Origin of the sequence: Leifsonia sp. NPDC102414 (assembly GCF_044765685.1) — a bacterium.
Classification (GTDB): Bacteria; Actinomycetota; Actinomycetes; order Actinomycetales; family Microbacteriaceae; genus Leifsonia.
Window position 1 is genome coordinate 236,302 of record NZ_JBIWKN010000001.1, and the last position, 15,190, is coordinate 251,491.

17 protein-coding genes are annotated in these 15,190 nt (G+C 70.0%); 7 read left to right on the forward strand and 10 right to left on the reverse strand.

All coding sequences use genetic code 11. The annotated features are described in order from the left end of the window. The first annotated feature begins 183 nt into the window (after positions 1–183). Positions 184–525 carry a DUF6804 family protein gene (locus ACIRCZ_RS01070; RefSeq protein WP_235500389.1) on the forward strand — a complete coding sequence of 114 codons (342 nt, stop codon included), beginning with the start codon at positions 184–186 and terminating at the stop codon, positions 523–525. Between the two features lie 171 nt (positions 526–696). Beyond that, positions 697–2,853: a DEAD/DEAH box helicase gene (locus ACIRCZ_RS01075; RefSeq protein ID WP_055892266.1), complete on the forward strand. Its 2,157-nt coding sequence runs from the start codon at positions 697–699 to the stop codon at positions 2,851–2,853. 15 nt (positions 2,854–2,868) lie between these two features. Here the strand turns inward: ACIRCZ_RS01075 and ACIRCZ_RS01080 are convergent, their stop codons facing one another. Both ACIRCZ_RS01080 and ACIRCZ_RS01085 read right to left on the reverse strand, forming a co-directional pair. After that, a complete protein-coding gene (locus ACIRCZ_RS01080) occupies positions 2,869–3,063 on the reverse strand; it encodes a hypothetical protein (RefSeq protein WP_402848694.1) in 195 nt (64 codons plus the stop codon). A 60-nt stretch (positions 3,064–3,123) separates the two neighbouring features. Then, entirely contained in the window at positions 3,124–3,516 is a 393-nt protein-coding gene (locus ACIRCZ_RS01085; protein WP_402848697.1) for a DUF3224 domain-containing protein, read from the reverse strand. 75 nt (positions 3,517–3,591) lie between these two features. Between ACIRCZ_RS01085 and ACIRCZ_RS01090 the strand changes: the two genes are divergently transcribed. The 4 genes from ACIRCZ_RS01090 to ACIRCZ_RS01105 all read left to right on the forward strand — a co-directional run bounded on the left by ACIRCZ_RS01090 (position 3,592) and on the right by ACIRCZ_RS01105 (position 6,883). Next, a complete protein-coding gene (locus ACIRCZ_RS01090) occupies positions 3,592–4,221 on the forward strand; it encodes a CYTH domain-containing protein (RefSeq protein ID WP_402848700.1) in 630 nt (209 codons plus the stop codon). A 119-nt stretch (positions 4,222–4,340) separates the two neighbouring features. Then, entirely contained in the window at positions 4,341–5,369 is a 1,029-nt protein-coding gene (locus ACIRCZ_RS01095; protein WP_055892278.1) for a 6-phosphofructokinase, read from the forward strand. A 70-nt stretch (positions 5,370–5,439) separates the two neighbouring features. Continuing rightward, positions 5,440–6,363 (forward strand): NADP-dependent oxidoreductase, encoded by a 924-nt coding sequence (locus tag ACIRCZ_RS01100; RefSeq protein WP_402848703.1) that lies wholly within the window; start codon positions 5,440–5,442, stop codon positions 6,361–6,363. A gap of 112 nt (positions 6,364–6,475) precedes the next feature. Then, positions 6,476–6,883 carry a hypothetical protein gene (locus tag ACIRCZ_RS01105; RefSeq protein WP_055892284.1) on the forward strand — a complete coding sequence of 136 codons (408 nt, stop codon included), beginning with the start codon at positions 6,476–6,478 and terminating at the stop codon, positions 6,881–6,883. A gap of 47 nt (positions 6,884–6,930) precedes the next feature. Here ACIRCZ_RS01105 and ACIRCZ_RS01110 read toward each other — a convergent pair whose 3' ends face one another. Together ACIRCZ_RS01110 and ACIRCZ_RS01115 are read right to left on the reverse strand one after the other, a co-directional pair. Continuing rightward, on the reverse strand, positions 6,931–8,208 hold the full coding sequence (locus tag ACIRCZ_RS01110) for an alpha-hydroxy-acid oxidizing protein (protein ID WP_402848707.1): 1,278 nt from the start codon (positions 8,206–8,208) through the stop codon (positions 6,931–6,933). Between the two features lie 140 nt (positions 8,209–8,348). After that, positions 8,349–9,026: a LysR family substrate-binding domain-containing protein gene (locus tag ACIRCZ_RS01115; RefSeq protein ID WP_402848710.1), complete on the reverse strand. Its 678-nt coding sequence runs from the start codon at positions 9,024–9,026 to the stop codon at positions 8,349–8,351. Between the two features lie 34 nt (positions 9,027–9,060). Between ACIRCZ_RS01115 and ACIRCZ_RS01120 the strand changes: the two genes are divergently transcribed. After that, complete coding sequence (locus ACIRCZ_RS01120; RefSeq protein WP_055892291.1) at positions 9,061–9,453, forward strand: DUF5997 family protein; 393 nt, start codon at positions 9,061–9,063, stop codon at positions 9,451–9,453. Positions 9,454–9,462: 9 nt separating this feature from the next. On the opposite strand, the gene ACIRCZ_RS01125 is transcribed toward ACIRCZ_RS01120, so the two are convergent. The 6 genes from ACIRCZ_RS01125 to ACIRCZ_RS01150 form a co-directional block, all read right to left on the reverse strand. Then, on the reverse strand, positions 9,463–9,921 hold the full coding sequence (locus tag ACIRCZ_RS01125) for a DUF1622 domain-containing protein (protein ID WP_055892292.1): 459 nt from the start codon (positions 9,919–9,921) through the stop codon (positions 9,463–9,465). Position 9,922: 1 nt separating this feature from the next. Further along, complete coding sequence (locus ACIRCZ_RS01130; RefSeq protein WP_402848714.1) at positions 9,923–11,926, reverse strand: amino acid transporter; 2,004 nt, start codon at positions 11,924–11,926, stop codon at positions 9,923–9,925. 106 nt (positions 11,927–12,032) lie between these two features. Then, positions 12,033–13,568 (reverse strand): SDR family NAD(P)-dependent oxidoreductase, encoded by a 1,536-nt coding sequence (locus ACIRCZ_RS01135; protein WP_402848717.1) that lies wholly within the window; start codon positions 13,566–13,568, stop codon positions 12,033–12,035. Positions 13,569–13,577: 9 nt separating this feature from the next. Further along, positions 13,578–13,853, reverse strand: a complete 276-nt coding sequence (locus ACIRCZ_RS01140) for a DUF6510 family protein (RefSeq protein WP_055892302.1) — start codon at positions 13,851–13,853, stop codon at positions 13,578–13,580. Then, positions 13,850–14,590 (reverse strand): FAD-binding oxidoreductase, encoded by a 741-nt coding sequence (locus tag ACIRCZ_RS01145; RefSeq protein ID WP_055892307.1) that lies wholly within the window; start codon positions 14,588–14,590, stop codon positions 13,850–13,852. The genes ACIRCZ_RS01140 and ACIRCZ_RS01145 overlap by 4 nt, the downstream gene beginning before the upstream one ends. After that, on the reverse strand, positions 14,587–15,180 hold the full coding sequence (locus ACIRCZ_RS01150; protein ID WP_402848727.1) for a sulfite oxidase-like oxidoreductase: 594 nt from the start codon (positions 15,178–15,180) through the stop codon (positions 14,587–14,589). The genes ACIRCZ_RS01145 and ACIRCZ_RS01150 overlap by 4 nt, the downstream gene beginning before the upstream one ends. Positions 15,181–15,190 lie beyond the last annotated feature (10 nt).

Here is a 15,190-nt window from a genome sequence, read left to right on the forward strand (position 1 = left end):
CGCCCACCTTGGGTGGGGCCGGGGGTGTTGGCCGGGGGGGGCCCCCCCCCCCCCCGGGGGGGGGGGGGGGGCGGGGGGGGGGGCGCCGCCACGCCCCACCAGGCCGCACTGCGGCAGGGCGACTCCGGCAGGCGCAGTGGATGCGCATCCCGCGCCGATCCCGCTGACGTAGACTCGGTGACCGTGTCCCGCTACGCCTCCCAGCCCGCGTTCAACCGCGCAGCGCTCGCGCCAGGAATCCTCGGCGCGATCGTCCTGATCGGCGGCCTCGCACTGATCGGGGGCGAGTGGTATCTCTACGTGCAGTACGCGGTGAGCATCCTCGCGCTCATCCTCTGCGTGTTCGCCGGGCAGGCGAAGCAGTGGTGGTGGCTGGCCGGGCTCATCCCTGTCGCCGTCATCTGGAACCCGGTCTGGCCGATCGCGTTCGACGACGTCGTGATCCGGCTGCTGCACCTCGCGGGCGCCGTGCTCTTCATCGCCGTCGCCGTCACCGTGAAGATCCCCGTCGATCAACGTCGCTGATTCCGGCATCCTCGCGTAAACTGGTGTGCGCGCCGCCGTTTCACTCGCGACGCATCCCGGCGCTCACCGCGGCGGGCAGGACCATTCGGTTCCCTGTCCGATCGCTGCGCCGGCCCTCACGCCACACGGCGTCCGCTCTTCGTCAGCGCGCGACGCTCCCACTGGAGGACCATGTCTCGTTCCGGTCAACGCACCAGCTCGTCGCGCCAGCAGCAGCGACGCAACCGCCACGCGAACAACGACGGGCTGATCCCCGTCCTCGCGCGCAAAGTGCGGGAGGTGGAGGCCAAGGCCGCTGACGGCAAGAAGCTCGGACCGACCAATCGCACCAAGTTCCAGGTCATCGCGTTCCTGATGCGCGAGGAGCGCGCGCGGGCGAAGTCCGACCCTGAGCTGAGCGACGCCGCGCGCGCCGAGCAGCTCAAACGGCTCGACGGCATCGCGACCATCCTCGCGAAGACCGCCGCGCGCGACACCTCGCTGATCTCTCTGCTGGAGAGCGAGTCGCCGCCGACCGCCACCGCGCAGACCATGCGCCGCGACTGGCTGCTCGAGTCCGGTACAGAGCTCACGCCGGACGACCTCATCATCACGGTGGAGCGGCCCGTCGCCAAGCAGGACAGCGTCATCACGCCGGAACTCGCCGAGAAGCAGGTCATCCCGCAGTCGGTGCGCGCCAGGCAGCTCTCCAACCCGTTCCTCGCCCCCGACTTCTCGAAGGCGACAGCGGCGCAGCCCGCCCCGCGGCGCCGCCTCGACTCGTGGGAGCTGCTCGGCCCCCTGTTCAAGTCGTTCGAGTACGGCTCAGGCGGCCAGGCGGCCAGCATGGACCTGCCGCCGGCGCCCGCGATCGACAGGTACTCGCCTCCCGGCCTGGAGCTGATGCACCACCAGGCGCGCTTCGTGGAGAGCGTCAGGCTCGGCCACCGCAGCTTCCTGCTCGCCGACGAGCCCGGCCTCGGCAAGACCGCCCAGTCGGTGCTCGCGGCGTCCGTCGTCGGCGCGTACCCTCTTCTCGCCGTCGTGCCGAACGTGGTCAAGATGAACTGGGCGCGCGAGGTCGAGCGTTGGACGCCGCACCGCAGGGCCACCGTCATCCACGGAGACGGCGAGGGGCTGGACGCGTTCGCCGACGTCGTGATCGTCAACTACGAGGTGCTCGACAGGCACCTCGCCTGGCTCAGCACCCTGGGCTTCAAGGGCATGGTCGTCGACGAGGCGCACTTCATCAAGAACCTGCACTCGCAGCGTTCCAAATACGTTCTCGGGCTCGCCGACGCCATCAAGAAGACCGGCGACCCTCTGCTGCTCGCCCTCACCGGCACGCCGCTGATCAACGACATCGACGACTTCAAGGCCATCTGGCAGTTCCTCGGCTGGATCGACGGCAACAAGCCGTCGCCGGAACTCATGCAGAAGCTGGAGGAGACCGAGCTCACCCCGGCCGACTTCGGGTTCTACGCCGCGGCCCGCGAGGCGGTCATCGACATGGGCATCGTCCGCCGTCGCAAGCTCGACGTCGCCTCCGACCTGCCGAGCCGCCGCGTTGTCGACCTGCCCGTCGAGCTCGACGACGACCTCGGCCGCAGCATCCGCCAGGCGGAGAAGGAGCTGGCGGCGCGCCTCGTCGCGAAGTTCCGCCGCGCATCCGCCGCTGGTCGCCCCGACTCGTTCGACGGCGACGACGACGCGCATCGCACGCACCTCATCCGCCTCGTCGCCCAGTCGGAGCTGGAGGAGTCGAAGTCGGCCAAGAGCGGGGACAACGTCTTCACGATGGTCCGCAAGATCGGCCAGGCGAAGGCCGGGCTGGCGTCCGACTACGCCGCGCAGCTCGCGCGCTCGGTGGGCAAGGTGGTGTTCTTCGCCAAGCACATCGACGTGATGGACGCGGCGGAGGACGCCTTCGCCGCCCGCGACCTGAAGACGATCTCGATCCGCGGCGACCAGACCGCCATCGCGCGCCAGCGCGAGATCGACGCGTTCAACAACGATCCGGAGGTGTCTGTCGCGGTGTGCTCGCTGACCGCGGCGGGCGTCGGGCTCAACCTGCAGGCCGCATCCAACGTGGTGCTGGCCGAGCTGTCCTGGACGGCGGCGGAGCAGACGCAGGCGATCGACCGCGTGCACCGCATCGGTCAGGAGGAGCCGGTCACCGCGTGGCGCATCATCGCTGCGCAGACCATCGACTCGAAGATCGCGGAGCTCATCGACGCCAAGCAGGGCCTCGCCGCCCGTGCTCTCGACGGTTCGGACGTCGAGATCGGCTCCGCGGACTCCGTGCAGCTCGACGCCCTCATCCACCTGCTGGAGGATGCGCTCGGCTAACCTGCGAATCGTGCGTCAGGCGATGTCGGCGTCGTCCGGGTCGAGCGGCACAGGGCGGTCGTCGTCGGGAACCAGCTCGTCGTCATTGTCGTCGGCGACGGGGAGGTCGTCTTCGTCGCGGACGTTCGGCGCAGGCTCGTAGTCGCCTTCCTGCTCCTCGCGGAAAGCGTCGAGGTCGTCGTCGCCGGGGCGCGTGTCGCTCTCGCTCATGCACCGAGGGTACCTCTCGCGCCGCCGGTGGTCGAGGGCAGATCGACGGGCGTCGCGCGTTCAGTCGAGCTCGAAGACGAAGGACGGCCCCCGCTCGTCGTGCAGGATGCGCGCGCTCCCCGCGAACCGGGAGAAGTCGCCCGTCCCTGTGCCAGGCACGATGTAGCCGAACGCCGAAGGATCGCCAGGGTGCTGCAGCGCGCCATGGTGCACCGTGAACGACCCTGTGCGCCCGTCCGGCAGCGTTCCTGTCACCCGCTCGGCGGCGAGGTAGCCTCGGCTCTCCTCCGTGCCGGACGACACGAAGTGCGCCACCGACTCGCCGACCAGGCCATCCGTGTACGTCTTGCGCATGGTGATGCCGCCGACCCAGTCTCCGTCGATGCCTGGCAGGTCGGCCGGGTCCCATCCTGTGACGTCGAATCGGGCGGTGATCGTCTCGCGTTCGCTCATCTCTTCACGATAGACAGCGCTGCCGTCCTGGTCTGGAAATTTCGCGACAGAGCGAAACTGCACTAGACAGGGGGAATGCCCCAGCACTCTCAGGTGGAAATCGAACGGAAGTACGACGTCGACGAGAACACGGAGCCCCCGTTCCTGGTCGGCGTCGGCGCCGTGGCGACGGGGTCGAAGCCGGAGACGGCCGAACTCGTCGCCACGTACTTCGACACCGCCGACCTCGCTCTCGCGCACGCGAAGGTCGCCGTGCGCGTCCGCCGTGGAGGCGCAGACGAGGGCTGGCACGTCAAGCTGCCTGCGGAAGAGGGCCGCACGGAGCTGCACTGGGCGCTGACCGACGGCGACGATGTGCCGGCCGAGCTGATCGCATCCATCGGCCAGGTGGCTCCGGATGTACGGGTCGGCGACGCCCGGCTCGTCCCGATCGCGCGGGTGACCAACACCCGCACGACGGTGGTGCTGCAGGACGCGGCCGGGTTCGACCTCGCGGAGTTCTGCGACGACCACGTGACCAGCGAGAACCTGCGCACCGGCGGAACGCAGAGCTGGCGCGAGTGGGAGGTGGAGCTGCTGAGCGGCGCCCCCGACACGCGCTCCGGCCGCACGGCGCTGCTCGACGAGATCGAGGAGCGGGTGCTCGCGGCTGGCGCCGTGGTGTCGGCCAGCTCGTCCAAGCTGCAGCGCACCCTCGGGCTCTAACCGCCCGCGCGCGTTGCGCACCGCTCGCACGCCGATGCTGCCGTGCCGGGCGTTTTTGTGCTGACGACCGGCGTCAGGCATGATTCACAGGTAGCGAAAATCACCCAGGGAGCAGCATTTTGAAGATCGGCATCCTCACCAGTGGCGGCGACTGTCCAGGACTGAACGCGGTCATCCGCGGCGCCGTCCTGAAAGGCGACCGCGCCCAGGGCACGGAGTTCGCCGGATTCCGCTACGGCTGGCGCGGCGTCGTCAACGGCGACATCATGCCGCTCGACCGCCACAGCGTGCGCGGACTCTCCCGTCAGGGCGGCACGATCCTCGGCTCCAGCCGCACCAATCCGTTCGAGGGCGACAACGGCGGCCCGGAGAACATCCAGCGCATGATGGACGAGAACGGCATCGACGCGATCATCGCCATCGGAGGCGAGGGTACGCTCACCGCGGCCCGCCGCCTGACCGACGCAGGACTCAAGATCGTCGGCGTTCCGAAGACCATCGACAACGACCTCGCCGCCACCGACTACTCGTTCGGTTTCGACACAGCCGTCGAGATCGCCACGGAGGCCATCGACCGCCTCCGCACCACGGCCGAATCGCACCAGCGCTGCATGGTGGTCGAGGTCATGGGCCGCCACGTCGGCTGGATCGCGCTGCACTCCGGCATGGCAGGGGGAGCGCACGCTATCCTCATCCCCGAGCAGCCGCAGTCGATCGAGCAGATCGTGGAGTGGGTCGAGTCGGTCCGCGACCGCGGAAGGGCGCCGGTCATCGTCGTCTCCGAGGGCTTCCACCTCGACACGATGGAGGAGGCGCACTCCCACAAGGGTTTGGATGCGTTCAACCGTCCGCGTCTCGGCGGAATCGGCGAGATGCTCGCCCCCATGATCGAGGAGCGCACCGGCATCGAGTCGCGAGCGACGGTGCTCGGCCACATGCAGCGCGGCGGCGTGCCGAGCGCGTACGACAGGGTGCTCGCCACGCGCCTCGGCATGGCGGCGGTCGACGCCGTCTACGAGGGACGCTGGGGCTCGATGGTGTCGCTGCGCGGCACGGACGTCGTCAACGTGTCGATCGCGGACGCCACGGGCGGTCTCAAGACGGTTCCGCAGGCGCGCTACGACGAGGCGGCGCTGCTCTTCGGCTGAGTTCGGGCTGCACCCCTGGCGGTCGCGGCAGCCGGAACTAGACTCCTCGTCACAGACGTAAGGAGTTCGTGTGCCCAGGTCCGTTCGATTCGACGAGTTCGGTTCCCGCGAAGTGCTCCACCTGATCGAGACGGCGCGGCCGTGGCCGGGCGCTGGACAGCTCGTCGTGCGGGTGATGGCAGCCGGCCTCAATGCCATCGACGCCAAGGCGTTCCAGGATGAGCGGGTGGCGGCGCGCTTCGGCGTCACCACGCCGAGCGGGCTCGGCCAGGACTTCGCCGGTTTCGTCGAAGAGGTGGGAGACGGCGTCACCGGCTTCACGGTCGGAGAGGCCGTGTTCGGGAGCGTGCCGTTCGCGACGTTCGCCGACTTCGTGGTGGTCCACGCCGACGGCGCCGTGCTGCACAAGCCGGACCCGCTCACCTTCGAGGTGGCCGGGTCGCTGGCGACGGTGGGCCGGACGGCGATGGCGACCACCGCATCCCTCCGGTTGCGCGAGCACGACACCGTGCTCGTGAGCGCGGTCGCAGGAGGAGTCGGCGTGCTGGCCGCCCAGCTCGCCGTGCGCGCCGGCGCGACGGTGATCGGGACGGCGAGCGAGGTGCACCACGACTACCTGGAGGGGCTGGGCGTCGTGCCGGTGACATACGGCGACGGCCTGGCCGACCGCATCAGGGACGTGCTGGACGGCGACAGGATCACCGCCGTGCTCGACAATCACGGTGCGGAGACGATCGAGGCGGCCCTGGAGCTCGGCGTGCCCGTCGACCGCATCAACACGATCGCCGCGTTCGGTCCCGCCGCCCACGGTGCGCGAACGGTCGGCGGCTCGGCGGCGGGGAACGCCGAGCTCGCAGAGATCGCGGCCATGCTCGCCGAGGACGAATGCCTGCTGCCGATCGACTCGATCTTCCCGATCGAGCGCGTCGCCGAGGCGTTCGCCAGGCTCGAGGCAGGGCACGTGCGCGGGAAGATCGTGCTGGTCACCGACTGACGGCCGATGTGGGCCGCACCCGGTGGATGCGCTCGCCAGCACCCTGGGAATCGCGGGGAAGGACGCCTAGACTCGCGGACATGGTTTTCCCGCTGAGCGTCAGGAGCATCCGATGATCGCCGACGACACCGCACGCCTGCTGCGTGCAGCAGGGCTCCGCTGGCGGCCCCAGTCAGGGGACACCTTCGCGATCGACCGCGAGGAGCTGGCAGGCGACCGGTTCACCGTGAGCGACATGACCATCGAACCGCACGAGTTCGACACCGGCACCATCCTCGGCTTCAACGGCACCACCGAGTGGGCGCTCGACTCGCTGGCCGTGGAGGACGCGCTCTGGATCCCGCGCGAGGACCAGCTGCGCGAGCTGCTCGGCGGCGCCTTCCGGCATCTCGCGCGCACCGACGACGGCTACCGGGTGACCATCCTGCTCGGCGGAGACGAGCGGCAGTTCGAGGACGAGGATGCGGCCACGGCGTACGCGCAGGCGCTGCTGTCGTTGATCGGCGCGTCGGTCTCCTAGCGAGGCTAGCGCGCGGCTCAGGGCGGCTGGCGCGGCTCAGACGCGGCTCAGGCGAAGATCGACGCGTCCAGCTCCGCCACGCTGCGCACCCCGGCGAGCCCCAGCGTGATGTCGAGCTCCGCGATCGTGTTCCTCAGCAGCTCGCGCACTCCGGCCTCTCCCGCGATGGCGAGAGCGTACACGTACGGCCGCCCGATGGCGACGGCGCGGGCGCCGAGCGCGAGCGCGACCACGGCGTCGGCTCCGCTGCGCACGCCGCTGTCGAACAGCACGGGGATGCGGCCGGCCACCGCCTCGACGACACGAGGGAGCGCATCCAGAGCCGGCTGCTCGTTGTCGAGCTGACGTCCGCCGTGCGTCGACACCTGCACGGCGTCCATGCCTGCGTCGACGGCGCGGGAGGCGTCATCGGGATGCAGGATGCCCTTGAGCACGATCGGCAGGGTCGTGCGCTCGCGCAGGAACGCCAGGTCGGCCCAGGTCAGGGCCGGGTTCGCGAAGACCTCAAGGAACGTCTCGATGGCGGCGAGCGGCTCGGGCGAGCGCAGATTGTCGCGCAGCCGGCCGGGGTGGTGCCGCAGAATGCTCGCGAACGAGGCGACGGTGGCGGGAGTCAGCGGCGTGCGCGCGCGTGGACCGCTCGCGGCGATGCGCTCGCGCACCAGGCGTCGGAACACCGGATCGCTCGTGTATTGCGCGATGCCCCTGCCGCGGCTGAACGGCAGGTAGCCGAGGTCGAGGTCCCGCGGCCGCCAGCCGAGAACGTGGGTGTCCAGCGTGACCACGATCGCCTCGCAGCCGGACGCCTCCGCGCGGGAGACCAGGCTCTCGACCAGCTCGTCCGACGAGCTCCAGTAGAGCTGGAACCAGCGGCTCGCGCCGGGGGACACCGCGTCCATCGCCGAGGCGACCTGCTCCATCGGCGTCGATGCCTGGTTGGAGAGCACGGCGGGGATGCCGAGCGCTGCTGCGGCTCGTGCTGCTCCCGCGTCCGCCGATGGATGCGCGAGATCGAGCACTCCGATCGGCGCGAGCAGCAGCGGGGTCGGCCTCTGCGTGCCGAACAGCTCGATGCCGAGGTCGCGCGACGAGACGTCGCGGAGCACGCGCGGCACGATCCGGTGATCGCCGAACGCCGCGGTGTCCGCCAGGTCGGTGCGCTCCAGCCCAGCAGAGCCCGCGACGTACGCGAACGCCGCCCTGGACATGCGGCGCTCCGCCGCCCGCTCGAGCGCGGGGAAACCGACAGGGATGCGCGGGGTGCGGCCGGAGACGCCCGCCCGGTAGATGGCGGACTGGGCATCGCGGCCGACGCTGGATGGCATGGCAACATTCTGCACCGTGGCCGAGAGTCGGCGGGGCCGAGAGTCGGCGGGGCCGAGAGTAGTCGTGGCGGACAGTCGGCGAGGCGGCGGGCCGGCTGGGCAGCGCGCCGTCAGCGGCCGGTCTGTGCTGCCCGCGCGGTTCAGCGGCCGCGGCGCGGCTTGCGCGAACGCGCGACGGGGCGCTTGCCCTGCTTCGCGCCTGGGCGGTTCTGGCTCTTCGCCGCGCGCGGGGGCTTCTTGGCGTCCTGCTTGGCGGCGTCCGCCTGTGCTGCGGCGACGTCGAGGTTCCGGGAGCTGTGGGCGGTGCGGCCGCGGACGATGCCGATGAACTCGTCGACCAGCTCGTGCTGTGCATCCCGTGGCCAGGCGAGGCCGACCCTGCTGGGCTCCGCGTCCTCCAGCGTCATCGCCACCACGTCTTTGCGACGCAGCGCCTTCGCCACCGACTGTGGCACGACGGCGATGCCGTCGCCCGCCGCGATGCTGCGGAACATCGCCTCCGACGGCACGCCGTCGATGCGCGGCTGGTCGTCGAGGTCGGCCAGGTGCAGCTTCTTCTCCAGGGTGAGCAGGTGCTCGTGGTGCATCGCGACCACGATGTCCTCCGCGTACAGCGGGATCAGGTGCAGGCCGTCCGTGTCGACGGGCTCGCGCACGAACGCCATGTCAGCGCCGCCCGTCTCGATGGCGTCGCGCTGCTCCGCGTCTGCCACGCGGGTCACGACGAGCTGCACCTCCGGGTGCCGCTGCTCGAAGACGCGGGTCCATTTGCCGACGGTCACGCCGAGGGGGAAGACGATCGTGAACGTAGACGGCATCCTCCGAGGGTAGCGAACGGATACCCTTGAAACCATGAGCGCCCAGAAGAAGCCCCAGACGATGAAGGCGGCGACCGCCGCGAAGAAGCTGGGGATCTACCTCCCGGCCGCCCCAGCAGAGTTCCAGGACGGCGAGATCAGCCGCACCGAGTTCGACGAGCTCGCCGCCAACCCGCCGGAGTGGCTGGCGACGCTGCGTGCGGATGGACCGCATCCACGGGATGTTGTCGCCCACAAGCTCGGCGTCTCCAACTCCGGTCTCGCCCGCGGCGGCGTCACGGAGGCGCTCACCACCGCCCAGATCAAGGCGCTCCTGGAGGAGCCTCCTGCGTGGCTCGTCACAGAGCGCGCTACGCAGGCCGCCGTGCACGCGGAGAACGCGCGCGTCAAGGCCCGCAACGCCGAGCGCGCGGCGCGCACCGACTGAGCGCAGCTCTCAGTTCGAGCCGGATGCGTCGCCCCCGGCGCCGCCGCTAGCTTCACCGGAGCGCGCGGCCCTGCTTCCAGCACCGGAGCGAGCCGCCGCCCTGCCGATGACCTCCGGTCCCGTGACGAGGGCGCGGCGCCACGGCGCGACGCCGTCGATCTCGATCTGCAGCGAGAAGCTCAGCACGGTCCTGATGAGGACGATCAGCGCGAGCACCAGGGCGTCGGTGAGGGACGGCGTCGACGTGACCGTCCTGACCAGGTCGGCGGCCACCAGGACCTCCAGGCCGAGCAGGATCACGCCGCCGAAGCTCTGCCTGAGCGTCGTGAAGGCGGTCGCGCCGCTGCGCGACACCACCCAGGCGCGGATCGCGATGCCGACGGCGACGACGAACCCGATGGCCATCGCGCTGACGCCGACCACCTCGAAGGCGATGGCGATGGTCTCGAAGAAGGCGTGACCGGACATGTCAGGACACGTGGACGGCTGGTCGGCGCTTGACGTCGCGCTCCGCCTCGCGGAGCACCTCGCGGGTGACGGGCGCGACCTCGCCGACGCCGGTGATGAGGAAGCGGAACATGTTGGAGATGGGGTTGCCCTCCGTCCACTCGAAATAGATCGTCGGCACGATCCCTGTCACGTCGCGGATCTCCAGCAGCACGGCCGCGATCGTGTTCGGCACGTTTCCCGCCTTCACCTGCAGCACCCGGTAGCCGTGCTTGACCACGCCGTGCACCACCAGGTCCTCCTCGAAGTCGGAGGAGTCGGAGCGGTAGACCTCGATGAAGATGGTGCGCGAGCGCTGCGGGATGTGGCTGAACTTGCGCTCGTCCTTGTTCTTCTGCTCGTACTCCGTGTTGGTGTCGACGTCCGGTTCGTGCGAGATGATGCGGATCTCGCCCTCCTCCGCGTCTTCGAGCACGAAGTCGAGCGCCGTCACGTCGAGCGTCACGCTCGTCGCCCTGAGCTGGAACGAGCGACCGATGCGGGAGACGATCGAGATGGTGAGGATGCCGATGATGAACAGGCTCGCGATGCGCAGGCCGTCCGGCCGCTCGAAGATGTTGGCGATGGTCGTGTAGACGAAGATCGCGGTGATGATGGCGAAGGCGATCGTGCGCTTCCGCTGCTTCTTCCTGAGCGCCGACAGCGTGACGGCGAGGGAGGCGGAGGTGATCAGCACCAGCACGCCTGTCGCGTATGCGCCGCCCTGCGCATCCACGTCGGCCTGGAAGACGAGGGTGATGATGAACGCGATGAGCGTGAACACCAGCACCAGCGGCCGCACGGCGCGCGCCCACTGCGGCGCCATGCCGTAGCGCGGCAGGTAGCGCGGCACCAGGTTGAGGAGGCCGGCCATCGCCGACGCCCCGGCGAACCACAGGATGAGGATGGTGCTGAGGTCGTAGACGGAGCCGAAGACGCTGCCCAGGTATTCGTGCGCCAGGTAGGCGAGCGCGCGCCCGTTCGCCTGGCCGCCGGACTGGAACTCCTTCTGCGGGATCAGCAGCGTGGTGGTGAAGCTCGACGTGATGAGGAAGCAGCTCATGATGATGGCCGCCGTCGTCAGCAGGCGACCCGCGCCCCGGATGCGCCCCTGCGGGTGGTCGGGGTCGTCGTCCGGCTTGCCCTTGATCTGCGGCATCACGGCGACCCCGGTCTCGAAGCCGGACAGGCCGAGGGCGAGCCGGGGGAAGACGAGCAGCGCGATGGCGATGACCATCAGCGGATCGCCGTGCTGCGTGTTCAGCGCCTGCCACCAGTCGTCGATGGCGCTGACGTGCTGGAACACCTCGACGATGGAGGTGCCGACCACGATCACGTTCAGGGCGAGATACACCGCGACCAGCACGACGGCGATGCCGATGGCCTCCTTGAAGCCTTTCAGGAACACCGCACCGAGCAGGGCGAGCAGGAACAGCGTGATGCCGACCTGGTTGCCATGGAACCACGACGGCGTGAACGGGTTCTCGATCGCGTGCGCCGTGGCGTCGGCCGCCGAGAGGGTGATCGTGATCATGAAGTCGGTGGCGGCGAAGCCGAGCAGCACGAGCACGAAGAGCTTGCCTGCCCACCAGGGCAGCAGCCGCTCGAGCATCGCGATCGAGCCTGACCCCTTGAAGCTCTCACGCGCGACCCTGCGATACACCGGCAGCGCACCGAGCAGGGTGAGGGCGACGAGCACGAGGGTCGCGAACGGCGAGACCACGCCGGCGGCGAGGGCAGCGATGGCGGGCTGGTAGCCGAGGGTGGAGAAGTAGTCGACGCCGGTGAGGCACATGACCTGCCACCAGGAGTGCTGCCGTTCCGGCTTCCTGCCGTGCGGCCCCTGGTGCGTCCCGCGCTCGTCGACCAGGCCGGAGAGCAGCCAGTGCCGGAACGCCCCGCCGCTCGACCGGGGCTGGGGCTCGTGCGCCTGCCCGGGAGCTGGGGCGGGGCTGGTCGGCGTCTGCTCCGCAGAAGTGCTGGACATCGAGTTCCTTCGTTCTCGCGCAGAACGTCGCGCAACTGAATTGTACGCATCAGGAGATCGCGCCACGGCGCGCGAATGACGCCGAATCAGCGGGTTTCGCCGATCGTTACCAAGCCGAGTTGCGGTAGTCCTTGAGGAACACTCCGTACAGGTCTTCTCCGGCCTCTCCGCGCACGATCGGGTCGTACACGCGGGCCGCACCGTCGACGAGGTCGAGCGGGGCGTGGAAGCCCTCCTCCGCCAGGCGCACCTTGGTGTAGTGCGGGCGCTCGTCGGTGATCCAGCCGGTGTCGACGGCCGTCATCAGGATGCGGTCGGTCTCGAACATCTCGCCTGCGCTGGTGCGGGTGAGCATGTTGAGCGCCGCCTTCGCCATGTTGGTGTGCGGGTGGCCTGGGCCCTTGTACCTGCGGCCGAAAACGCCCTCCATCGCGGAGACGTTGACGATGTACGCGCGTCCCGTGCCTGTTTCCGTGCCGGTCGCTGCCGCCATGGATGCGCGCAGCCTGCTGATCAGCAGGAACGGCGCCGTGGTGTTGCAGAGCTGCACCTCGAGCATCTCCAGCGGGTCCACATCCTGGACCGCCTGCGTCCAGCTGTTGACCGTGTGCACGTCCGGCACCAGGCCGCCCGCGTCGATCGCGCTGCCGTCGGCGTGCTTGGCGAGCGACGACGAGCCTGGCGCCATCGCGAGCGCTGCCAGCTCGTCCGCGGTCAGCGCCGACGGGCCGGCGAGCTCGGCGACCGTGCCCGCGACGTTCGCGGCCGACAGCAGGGGATGCGCGGCGACGGACGCCTCGAGCGCGTGCGGGTGCGGGTCCGCCGTGTGACCGAACGTCTCCATCTCCGGCAGCGGGCCGTCCGGCAGCGGCTGCGTCTCCGCCTCAGCGAGGAGTGAGTACGCGCCGGCCGAACGGCGGACGGTCTGCGCCGCGTTGTTGATGAGGATGTCGAGCGGGCCGTGCGCGGCAACGGAGTCTGCCAGCGCGATCACCTGGGCGGGGTCGCGCAGGTCGATGCCGACGACGCGGAGGCGGTGCAGCCACTCTCCGGAGTCCGGAAGCTGGGAGAACCGGCGGACCGCATCCCTGGGGAACCGGGTGGTGATGGTGAGGTGCGCGCCGTCGCGCAGCAGGCGCAGCGCGATGTGCATCCCGATCTTGGCGCGACCGCCGGTGAGGAGGGCGCGCTTGCCGGTGAGGTCGGTGCGGGCGTTGCGCTTGGCGTGGCTGATGGCAGCGCAGTCCGGGCAGAGCTGGTGGTAGAAGGCGTCGACCAGCGTGTAGTGCTGTTTGCAGATGTAGCAGGCGCGCGACTTCAGCAGGGTGCCTGCGCTCGCACCCTCCGCACTGGTGGAGAGGTCGAGCCCGCGGGTCTCGTCGTCGATGCGGTCCGGTGCTCCGGTGGCGGTGGCGGCGACGACGGCCTTGTCCGCCTCTGCGACGGCGCGGCGGATCTCCTTGCGCCTGGCCTGCTTGACGGCCTTGAACATGTGCGCGGTCGCGCGGCGGACGGTGATGAAGTCCGGGTGCTCCTCATCGAGCTCGTGCAGGTTCTCGAGCACGCGCAGGGCCGCGGCGAGGTCGGCGGGGTCGACGCGCGGCGCGTCGGGGGAATCGAGCGGGGAGGAGTCGGGGAGCACCGGAGAATTCTACGCGGTGGCGCCTGGACGCACTTCCAGCCAGCTCAGCCCGCGCAGGTCGATGCACACCCGCTCGCGCTCTTCGACGGCCACGAGGAGCACATCCCCGCACACCGAGCAGCGGACCACCAGCCCGTGATCGTTCGGGTACACCCGCGCGACGGCGACGACGGCCTCGTCTCCGCAGCTCGCACACCGCCCGACCGCACTGGTGATGTCGACGGCGAACACCTCGGAGAGGAGTCCGGCCGCCGCGTTTCCGTCGAGGTAGTCCTGGTCGGTCATGACGCGCCTCCGATTCCGCCATAGCGCTCCGTCTTGATGCGGGAGGGGTCGTGCCCGGCGTCGACCAACCAGCCGGACACGGTCTCGACGAACGCGGTCGCTCCGCAGAGGAAGAATGTGGGGGACGCGCTCGCCGGCAGCGCTGCGGACGCCAGGACCGCCGCCGTGAGGCGTCCGGCCGGCACCGGCCAGTCGGCGGGGGCGGTGCGGGTGTAGACGTATTCGACGGAGAGCGGGGCCGCCGCATCCCGCGCAAGCGCCGCGAGTTCGTCGCGGTAGTAGACCGACTCAGGCGACCGCACAGAGTAGAGCAGCCGGAACGGCGCTGCGCTCGCCGCGGCCGAGTGGGCGCGCGCCATCGACATCAGCGGCACCACACCGGACCCGCCGGCGATGAGCTGGACGGGCGTCAGGTCGCCGGGTCGCCAGACGAACCAGCCGCCGACGGGGCCGCGCACCTCCACCTGGTCGCCGACCATCACGCCGCGCACGAGGTAGGGGGAGACCTCGCCGTCCGCCAGCTCCTCGACCGTCAGCTCCAGTTCGTCGCCAGGCAGCGCAGACGCGATCGAGTACGACCGCACGGCCTGGTAGCCGTCGGGGGCGGTGAGCCGGACATCCACGTGCTGTCCGGCCAGATGTCCGCTGAGGCCGGGGATGCGCAGCCGGAGCGTGCGCGCGGTCGGCGTCTCGAAGCGGGCGGCGATCACGTCCGCGACGCGCCAGGCCGTGCTCACCAGTAGCGCTCTTCCTTCCAGGGATCCCCGTACATGTTGTAGCCGTTGCTCTCCCAGAAGCCCGGCTGGTCCTGCGGAAGCATCTGCAGGCCGTTGACCCATTTCGCGCTCTTCCAGAAGTACAGGTGCGGCACGAGCAGCCGCGCGGGTCCTCCGTGCTCTGGTGCGAGGTCGGCTCCGTCGAAGGTGTGCGCGATCCAGGCCTTGCCGTCGAGCAGGTCGGCGAGCGGGACGTTGGTGGAGTACCCGCCGTATGAGTGCGCCATCGTGTACTCGTACTCGGTGTCGACGCCGTCGAACAGCGTGTCGATGGCGACACCCCGCCACGAGGTGCCGAGCTTGGACCAGCTGGTGACGCAGTGGATGTCCTGGGTCACGTCCTCCTGCGGGAGGGCGAGGAACTCGTCCCAGCTCCAGCGGTGCACCTGTCCCTTCTCCGTGGTGATCGTGAAGGCCCACTCGTCGTGCGTGATGCGCGGAGTGGGGCCGGCGGAGAGCACAGGGAAGCCCTCTGTGAGGTATTGGCCTGGCGGAAGTCGGGTGTCCTCGGTACGGCGGCGGCCGAGGAATCCGGAGGAGATGATTCCCATGCGCGCAGCT